The following is a 7910-nucleotide window of genomic DNA, read 5'->3' as shown; positions in this document are numbered from 1 at the left end:
TTTATCCTTCGGTGTATTGCTAAGACTCCCGCTTCTTCTAGATAAACAAACTAAGCGACTAACACAAAATCAAAGATTTTGGTTATCTGCTTATAGATAAACAAACTAAGTGACCAACACGAAAGTTAGAAACCAAACTTTCGGTTGTCTACTTAAAGCGGGAGATCAAGCACTACATCCTCGAAGTAAATTCGGCTACAATTCAGTGGGAGTAAAAACTCCCTCTGAATTAAGTCTCATTTTATCTAAGGGTATGTTGGATTGGAAAGATCTCTATTGTAATAAACATAGTAGAAACCTAAGGCACTCATTAAAGCTAAGTAATAGGCTACTAAAGAGTATAGTGCTCCCCATTTTTCTGAATGATATTCCAGAAAGCCCAACTTTGTAGCAATTAATTCTATTGCTGTTGCTAGTGTTGCAAATACTAAGATGGCAAGATGTTTCTTCCAACGACCCTTAGGCAAAAATCTTATTAATAATAATCCTATAGAAAAAAACGGACCAATTATAACAAATAAGTCTAATTCACCAAGGTGAACCAAAATGAAGCGCTCAATCCAAAATTTCTTATCAATAAAAAAACTCTCTAAGATACCACCAATTAGCATAGTCCAAAAAGCAACAGGCAATGCATGGAAGAATTGCTGTAAAGAACAAGAGAAATAAATTATCAACCAAGTTATAGCTGCTAAAATTAGCCATGGTAAGTTGTGAGTATCTAAAAATTTCATAACCAGTTCAATAATCAATACCATCACTCCTAGATATATGTATAGTGTATTATGGCATTAATTTATCAATTTAATAACAAGTTTAATAAAATTTTATTTTATAGATAACCAATTTTAAACTTTAATTTTGATACACACAGCCTACGGTTTCGCCCTTGACAAAAAACGTAGTCAAAGACTGCAAATATAGCTCTTAGGAAGAAGGACAAAAAACTTTTATAGCAGTATTAGCTATGGATACTAGGTAGTTCAACAGTAAAAGTTGTACTTTCATTTAAAACACTTTTAGTATAGATTCTTCCTCCATGCTGCTTTACGATTGTTTTGGCAATAGCTAAACCAAGACCATAGCCTCCGCTTTTTCTTGATCGAGACTGATCGATACGATAGAATCTATGAAAGATTTTATCTATATCCTCTTGAGGTATTCCTTCACTGGTATTGGTTACAGATAAAAGAAGAGTACTATAATGTTTCTTTAAGGAAATAGTTACAATTCCCTTGTTATCTGTATATTTTACAGCATTATCCAGAAGTATCATTACCACTTGTTGAAGCTGCTCACTATTGCCATGAGTAATTAAGTTTGGTTCAATGCTATAATCAAGGGAAATATTATTTTCAAAGATAACAGCTTCCATTGTTAAAATAATATTTTCAACTGCTTCACTTAAATCAAAGTTGGTAAAGATCATTTTTATGTCTGAATAATCTACTTGTGTTAAATACAAAAGATCTTTGATCAGTTTTGTCATTCTCTCGGTTTCGGATTTAATGTAATAAAGCCACTTTGACTGATTCTTTATGCTCTCTTCCTCATTAGATAAAAGCACGTCAAGATTTGTATTGATAACAGCCAGTGGGGTTTTCAATTCATGGGAGGCATCTGCAATAAATTGTTTTTGTTTATTAAAGGCTTCTTTAATAGGCTTTATAGACTTATTTGCAAAAAATCTACTTATAAAGAAAATAACAATCAGCATAATGCATGCAACGATGAAGAATGTATAAATAAGGTTGGTAAGAAAATCTTGCTGTGGGGTTATGTCTAAAAATACTATCCTATAGCCATCAAAATAAGGGTTTATCATAAATCCCCAATACTTATCCTCAAGCTTGAGATTTCCTGTACTGGTATTTTGGGATAGGACACTGTTTTTTGCCGCTTCATAAAATGCTTCTTCCATGGTAAATATAGATGAAATGCTTAATATGTTTCCTTCATCGTCAGTGGTTAAAGCAAAAGAAACCGAAGGCTCTGGCGGAAGTTCCCTATGTTCAAAGTCAGGCGGCGGCGTTCCTCCATTATAAAAATCACGGGACGGTTGATTTACTTTTTCATTTACTCTACGGCTAAATTCTGATAGCCTACGAAGCTCCATTTGAATGTTTTTATGAACATTATTATAGGTTATTAAATAGATAGAGGTAAAAGCAATAAGCATCATAACAGAAATAATAACTAAATTCAGAATAAGAAATTTGTTTCTAAGCTGTTTAAACATTTAGTTTTTCACCTCCAGCATATAACCTACACCACGAAGCGTGCTGATCACTACTTCTGAGTTTAGAAACAGAAGTTTTTTCCTTAAAAAAGAAACATAAACCTCTACATGATTATGTTCAACTTCAGAATCAAACCCCCAGAGTTTTTCTATAATTGATTCCTTAGAGGAAACTAGATTTTTTCGTAAAATAAAAAATTCTAATAGGTCACTTTCTTTTAATGTAAGCTTCACTTCTTTGCTATCTTTGGACAACTTAAGGGTTCCAGTATTTAATTCAATATCACCGTATTTTAAAGTGTTATCTGAGATAATTTCTCTTTTTCGTCTTGACATAGCTCTTATTCTTGCCAACAACTCATCTGTAGCAAAGGGCTTCGCTAAATAGTCATCAGCACCACTGTCTAGTCCAACCACTTTATCAGAAATTTCTCCTTTTGCTGTAAGAAGAATGACTGGTGTTGCAATTCCTTCTTTCCGGATATTTTTAAGTATGCTTATGCCATCCATTCTAGGCAGCATGATATCCAGGAGGATTAAATCATAAATATCACTTAAAGCGTGATCCAATCCAGACTCTCCTTCATGAACAAGATCGACGGTATAATTATTTTTTCTTAATATTTGTGCTAAAGCTTCTGCCAAATGAATCTCATCTTCTATGATTAATATTCGCATAGCATACCCTCCACTTTCTTTCCTTTATAGTATTATAGCATACCAATCCTTAAATCAACCTTAAATCAAAATACTTTATGAATTATTAAATTCATGTAAATTTTTAAGGTTCTTTTAAGGTTCAGTTTGTAAAATGTAATTAACCCAAGAAAAAACAATATAATCAATGAAGGAGAGGAGTGATGGAATGGCAAAAGAGGTCTTCAATAGACATGAAAATAAATTTTTAATCAATCATGGCACATATCACAGATTTCAAGAGCAGCTGCTATACTATATGGACATGGATGAGTACAATAAGACCCAAGAGTTTTATACCATATGCAATATATACTATGATACAAAAGATGACTATCTAATAAGAAATTCTTTATCTAAACCAAATTATAAAGAAAAACTTCGGCTTAGAACATATGGCGTTCCTAAAGAAAATGATGAGATCTATTTGGAGATTAAAAAGAAGGTTTATGGTTTGGTGAATAAAAGAAGAACAAAAATGAAACTAAAGGAAGCTTATAATTTTGCAGCCACAGGTATGAAGCCTGAAGTAAAGGCGTATATGAATAGACAGGTAATGAATGAACTGGAGTATATGTTTAAAATATACAATCTGGAGCCAAAGCTTTACTTGGCTTATGACAGAAAAGCCTTCTTTAGCAAAACAAATAAGGACTTAAGAATTACTTTTGATACAAACATAAGAACACGCAGATATGATTTAAAGCTGGAAAGTGGGGATTATGGAGAGAAACTACTAGAAGATAATCAATGGCTTATGGAGGTTAAAGCAGAAAAGAGTATCCCAGTATGGTTGTCTAAACTACTTTCTGAAAACAAAATATATAAAACAAGTTTTTCAAAGTATGGAGTAGAATATCAAAAGATGTTATTAAGAAATCAACAACGGAAAGGAGAAACAAAATTATGTTTGAATCACTATTTAATACAACCTCAGTTCATACCTCGATACCTTTAATAACAGCAATGTTAACAATTGTTGTAGCCTTTCTCTTAGGAGGGATCATCAGTTTGACCTATATGAGAACATGTGAAAAAAATGGTTATTCTCAAAACTTTTCACTTACACTAGTGCTTATACCTATGGTGATTGCCATTATTATTCTTCTAATAGGAAGCAATGTTGCAAGGGCCTTTAGCTTAGCGGGTGCATTTTCCATCATTAGATTTAGAAGTGCACCAGGAGATCCAAAGGATATTGCCTATGTGCTCTTTGCAATGGCGGCAGGACTCGCTTGTGGTGTAGAATTTTATGGATATGCTGTTCTGTTTACAACAATTCTTTGTCTAATTATGCTGATTCTGAATTTCTTTAACTTTGGTAGAAAGAACTTTTCTCAGAGGCTGATAAAAATAACAGTTCCTGAGGATTTAGATTTTGAGGGGGCCTTTGATGAAGTGTTTGAAAAGTTCACAGACAGTTATCAGCTTATAAAAGTTAAAACCATTGATTTGGGTAGCCTCTATCAATTAGTTTACACAATAACAATGGATTATAAAACAAATCAAAAAGAACTGCTGGACGCACTGCGTTGTAGAAACGGAAACTTAAATATTACATTAGCTCTGTCTGGTGACGAGAAAGAATAATAATATAAATGGAGGAAGCTATAATGGGTAAAGGAAACATTATAAAAACAATTGTGGCTGTTGGGCTTACAGGTATACTATTATTTGTGTCCATCAATGTTTTTGAAACACATGCTACAGATCTATCAAGGTTATCCAATCTATTAAATACGCCAGAGGCAGAAAATAGGGTCGCTTACGAAGAAATATTCAAAAAAGACGTAGTGGATATTCATGTAGAAATTACAGAAGAAGATTGGCAAAGTATTCTTGCAGAACCGATGGAGGAGGAATACAAAAGTGTAACAATTACAGTTGATGGCATCACTTTAGAAGATGTAGGTTTTCGAACAAAGGGAAATTCTTCTCTAAAATCTGTTGCAAGGAGTGATTCTGAGCGTTATAGTTTTAAAATCAATATAAATAAATATATAAAGGATCAATATCTTCTTGACTTGGACGAATTTGTTGTAAACAATAATTTTTCGGACCCTTCCTACCTGCGGGAATATTTAAGCTATGAAGCTTTTAGGGAAATTGGTGTAGATGTGCCCCTCACCACCTTTGCAAATGTTTATATCAATGGTGAACTCTATGGTTTCTACCTTATGGTGGAATCAATTGATGACAGCTTTTTAAAGAGAAATTTTGATGACGACAGTGGTAGTTTGTATAAAGCAGATCAAGGCAGTTCACTTCAATATGTAGAAGGCAGCAACTATGATACTTTAGAACTAAAATCAGGAAAAGACAAAACAAAAACAGACCTTAAAAACTTCATAAAAGTTCTAAATGAAATGCCAGCAGGAGAAAAAGGTAATATTGAAAGTGTGTTGGATGTAGACAGTGCATTAAAATATTTTGCAGTCAATACAGTTTTAGGTAGTTACGACAGTTACCATGGAAATAAGTCACATAACTATTATTTATATGGTCAAGATGGTAAATTTACTGTAATCCCATGGGATTATAATATGTCTATTGCAGGATTCGGTGGTGGAGATCTTACAACTATTCCCATTGATGAACCTGTGCTGAGAGAAAACATAGAAAATTTTCCTCTTATCAATAATCTATTGGCAGTGGAGGAGTATAAAGAAAGATATTATGAATATATAAAAGAACTCCTTGATTATCTGGAGAACTTTGAAGAAAATGTTACAGGTCTGGTGGACAAAATAAGACCTTATGTAGAGGCAGATCCTACGAAGTTTTATACAATGGAGCAGTTTGAGGCAAGTATAACCTATTCGGAGACAGATGAAGACGTAACAACAAACCCTACACAAAATCAAAGGATGCAACTAGGAGAGGAAATGCAAAGACAGATGCTAGAGAATATGCCAGAAGGGTATGAAAATCTAGACCGACAAGATAGAATACAAGGTGCGCCAGAAGGATTTGAAAATGTTGATCGTCAAAATAGAAGGCAGGAAATGTCACGAGAATTTATGGATGGCGATCGACCTGGAATGCCACAGGGAGATATGGGTGGAGATATGAGGGGTGGACCAAATGGTGGTGGTATGGGTATGATGGGAAATGCAACCTCTATTCTAAATTTTGTAAGAGATAGAGTAGAGAATATCAAACAGCAGCTAGCTGGTGAGCTCCCTACTATAGGAAATACAACCATGAATGATATGCGAGATGGGAATAGAGACAATAATGAGAAAGTAAATTAATGTATACTAGCATGTAATATTTTACTCTTTTCCTCTGATTTTTTTATCAGAATACAGAACTTTTACAATTACTTTGTAACAAGTGGATAAGATGATTCTTGATTACCTCAATTGACAGAAGAAAGCACATAGAATAAGATGGGGTTAAAGGGATTTAGGTTAAACAAAATTAATCTTGGAAATACTGTATTTAAAAATACTCTGTTTTATATAAAACAGGGTATTTTTTAAAAATATCCTAGGGAAGGAAGTGGAAATAGTCTATGAAAATAGCTGTTTTAGGATCAGGTAACGGAGGGTGTGCAGTAGCGGCAGATTTTGCCTTGAAGGGGCATGATGTATATTTATTTGATTTTGAAGAATTTAATGAAAATATTAATGCTATAATGAAAAATGGCGGTATCTTTGTAGATGGCGATTTTGTTGGATTTGCGGAAATAAAGTATGCTGGTCACGACATTGAAAAAGTTATAACAGGAGCAGACTTAATTATGGTGGTTAGACCTGCTTTTGGTACGAAACTGTTTGCAGAAGCAGCTAAAGGTTATATTCAAAAAGGTCAAAAAATAGTGATTTGTCCTGGTTCCTGTGGAGGTAGCTTGATATTTAAGAAAGGACTAGGATTGGAGCTAGAAGACGAGTCCATCATTGTATCAGAAACATCTACATTGCCATATGCTTGTAGGGTTATTGCAGCAGGAAAAGTTCATATTTATATTAAATTGCTAGGAGGTATTTATCTAGCGGCAATTCCATCAAGACTGACTGAGAACGTTCTCATAGACCTGAAAGAAGTGTACCCTGGAATAGTTCCAGCTAAAAATGTACTTCAAACAACATTGCAGAATGGTAATCCTGTTATTCATCCAGCGGTAACCTTGCTAAATGCTGCATTAGTAGAAAGAGAAAAAGGAGATTTCTACTTTTATGAGGAAGGAGTTACGCCTAGTGTTGGTAGGTTAATGGAAGCAGTAGATAAAGAGAGGATCGAAATTGGGAAAAAATTAGAAATAGAAATAATTCCCAATCCGGTTTTAGGATTAATACAAGGATATATGCAAGAAAGCAATTATGATACAGGCTACAGCAAGGGGAGAGGGTTTAAAGGAATCAAAGCACAGAGTAAACTGGATAACAGATATATGAATGAAGATGTGGGTTATGGTCTTGTTTTCATGTCTGAATTAGGTAAGCAGATTGAAGTAGAGACCCCAATCATGGATTCAATTATCAATATAGCTTCAGTAATAATGGGAAAGGAATACAGAGAAATGAAAAGCAGAACACCAGAAACCTTAGGGTTAAGCAGTTATACAGTAGATGAGTTGATAAATGTATTGTAGTTTAAACAAAAACTGAAGAATACTCAAACGTTGGTATCTAACAAAAGAAGAAGCGAAAATTATTAGAGTTAAAAGCTAAAAATTGCTATCATCAGCTAAGAGTATGTTTCATCTGTTATTTAAAGGAGTCTATACCCTATATAAAAATCAATACTATAGATAACTAATTTTAAACTTTAATTGCACTCTGTGAAAGTGACTGACAGCAAATCAAAGATTTGGGTCATCTACTTTTGATATACACGGTCTACGGTTTCGCCCAAAACCATGGGCTGCAAATGTAGCCCTTAGTATATCAAAATTTCACCTTGTATAAGCGACTGACATGAAATCATAGATTTCAGTCATCTGCTTAAGTTCTGTAGTTGGTTATCTATA

Annotated in this window: 7 protein-coding genes; 4 read left to right on the top strand and 3 right to left on the bottom strand. The window is 33.8% G+C overall.

Annotated elements, in window-relative coordinates; translation table 11 throughout:
- Positions 1 to 245: 245 nt before the first annotated feature.
- The 3 genes from CHB72_RS25240 to CHB72_RS25230 form a co-directional block, all read right to left on the bottom strand.
- Positions 246 to 752 (bottom strand): hypothetical protein, encoded by a 507-nt coding sequence (locus tag CHB72_RS25240; protein ID WP_089285631.1) that lies wholly within the window; start codon positions 750 to 752, stop codon positions 246 to 248.
- Positions 753 to 961: 209 nt separating this feature from the next.
- Positions 962 to 2239, bottom strand: coding sequence for a sensor histidine kinase (locus CHB72_RS25235; RefSeq protein WP_089285630.1), 1278 nt, complete (start codon positions 2237 to 2239; stop codon positions 962 to 964).
- Positions 2240 to 2917 (bottom strand): response regulator transcription factor, encoded by a 678-nt coding sequence (locus CHB72_RS25230; RefSeq protein ID WP_089285629.1) that lies wholly within the window; start codon positions 2915 to 2917, stop codon positions 2240 to 2242.
- 187 nt (positions 2918 to 3104) lie between these two features.
- Here CHB72_RS25230 and CHB72_RS25225 point away from each other — a divergent pair, with 187 nt between their 5' ends.
- From CHB72_RS25225 to CHB72_RS25210, 4 genes are all read left to right on the top strand, one after another.
- Positions 3105 to 3893, top strand: a complete 789-nt coding sequence (locus CHB72_RS25225; protein WP_089285628.1) for a polyphosphate polymerase domain-containing protein — start codon at positions 3105 to 3107, stop codon at positions 3891 to 3893.
- On the top strand, positions 3842 to 4525 hold the full coding sequence (locus tag CHB72_RS25220; protein WP_089285627.1) for a DUF4956 domain-containing protein: 684 nt from the start codon (positions 3842 to 3844) through the stop codon (positions 4523 to 4525). Before CHB72_RS25225 ends, CHB72_RS25220 begins: the two co-directional genes overlap by 52 nt.
- A 23-nt stretch (positions 4526 to 4548) precedes the next feature.
- Positions 4549 to 6189, top strand: coding sequence for a CotH kinase family protein (locus tag CHB72_RS25215; protein WP_089285626.1), 1641 nt, complete (start codon positions 4549 to 4551; stop codon positions 6187 to 6189).
- A gap of 263 nt (positions 6190 to 6452) precedes the next feature.
- Complete coding sequence (locus CHB72_RS25210) at positions 6453 to 7532, top strand: NAD/NADP-dependent octopine/nopaline dehydrogenase family protein (RefSeq protein ID WP_089285625.1); 1080 nt, start codon at positions 6453 to 6455, stop codon at positions 7530 to 7532.
- Positions 7533 to 7910 lie beyond the last annotated feature (378 nt).

This window comes from Anaerovirgula multivorans (genome assembly GCF_900188145.1).
Lineage (GTDB): Bacteria > Bacillota > Clostridia > Peptostreptococcales > Natronincolaceae > Anaerovirgula > Anaerovirgula multivorans.
Note: the sequence above shows the minus strand (reverse complement) of the source record. Positions and strands in the feature narration are given on the sequence as shown.

What these genes read in the sequence shown, in the direction of transcription:
- CHB72_RS25235 (WP_089285630.1), bottom strand. Translation starts at nt 2,239, where the DNA reads ATGTTTAAACAGCTTAGAAACAAATTTCTTATTCTGAATTTAGTTATT.
- CHB72_RS25230 (WP_089285629.1), bottom strand. Translation starts at nt 2,917, where the DNA reads ATGCGAATATTAATCATAGAAGATGAGATTCATTTGGCAGAAGCTTTA.
- CHB72_RS25225 (WP_089285628.1), top strand. Translation starts at nt 3,105, where the DNA reads ATGGCAAAAGAGGTCTTCAATAGACATGAAAATAAATTTTTAATCAAT.
- CHB72_RS25220 (WP_089285627.1), top strand. Translation starts at nt 3,842, where the DNA reads ATGTTTGAATCACTATTTAATACAACCTCAGTTCATACCTCGATACCT.
- CHB72_RS25215 (WP_089285626.1), top strand. Translation starts at nt 4,549, where the DNA reads ATGGGTAAAGGAAACATTATAAAAACAATTGTGGCTGTTGGGCTTACA.
- CHB72_RS25210 (WP_089285625.1), top strand. Translation starts at nt 6,453, where the DNA reads ATGAAAATAGCTGTTTTAGGATCAGGTAACGGAGGGTGTGCAGTAGCG.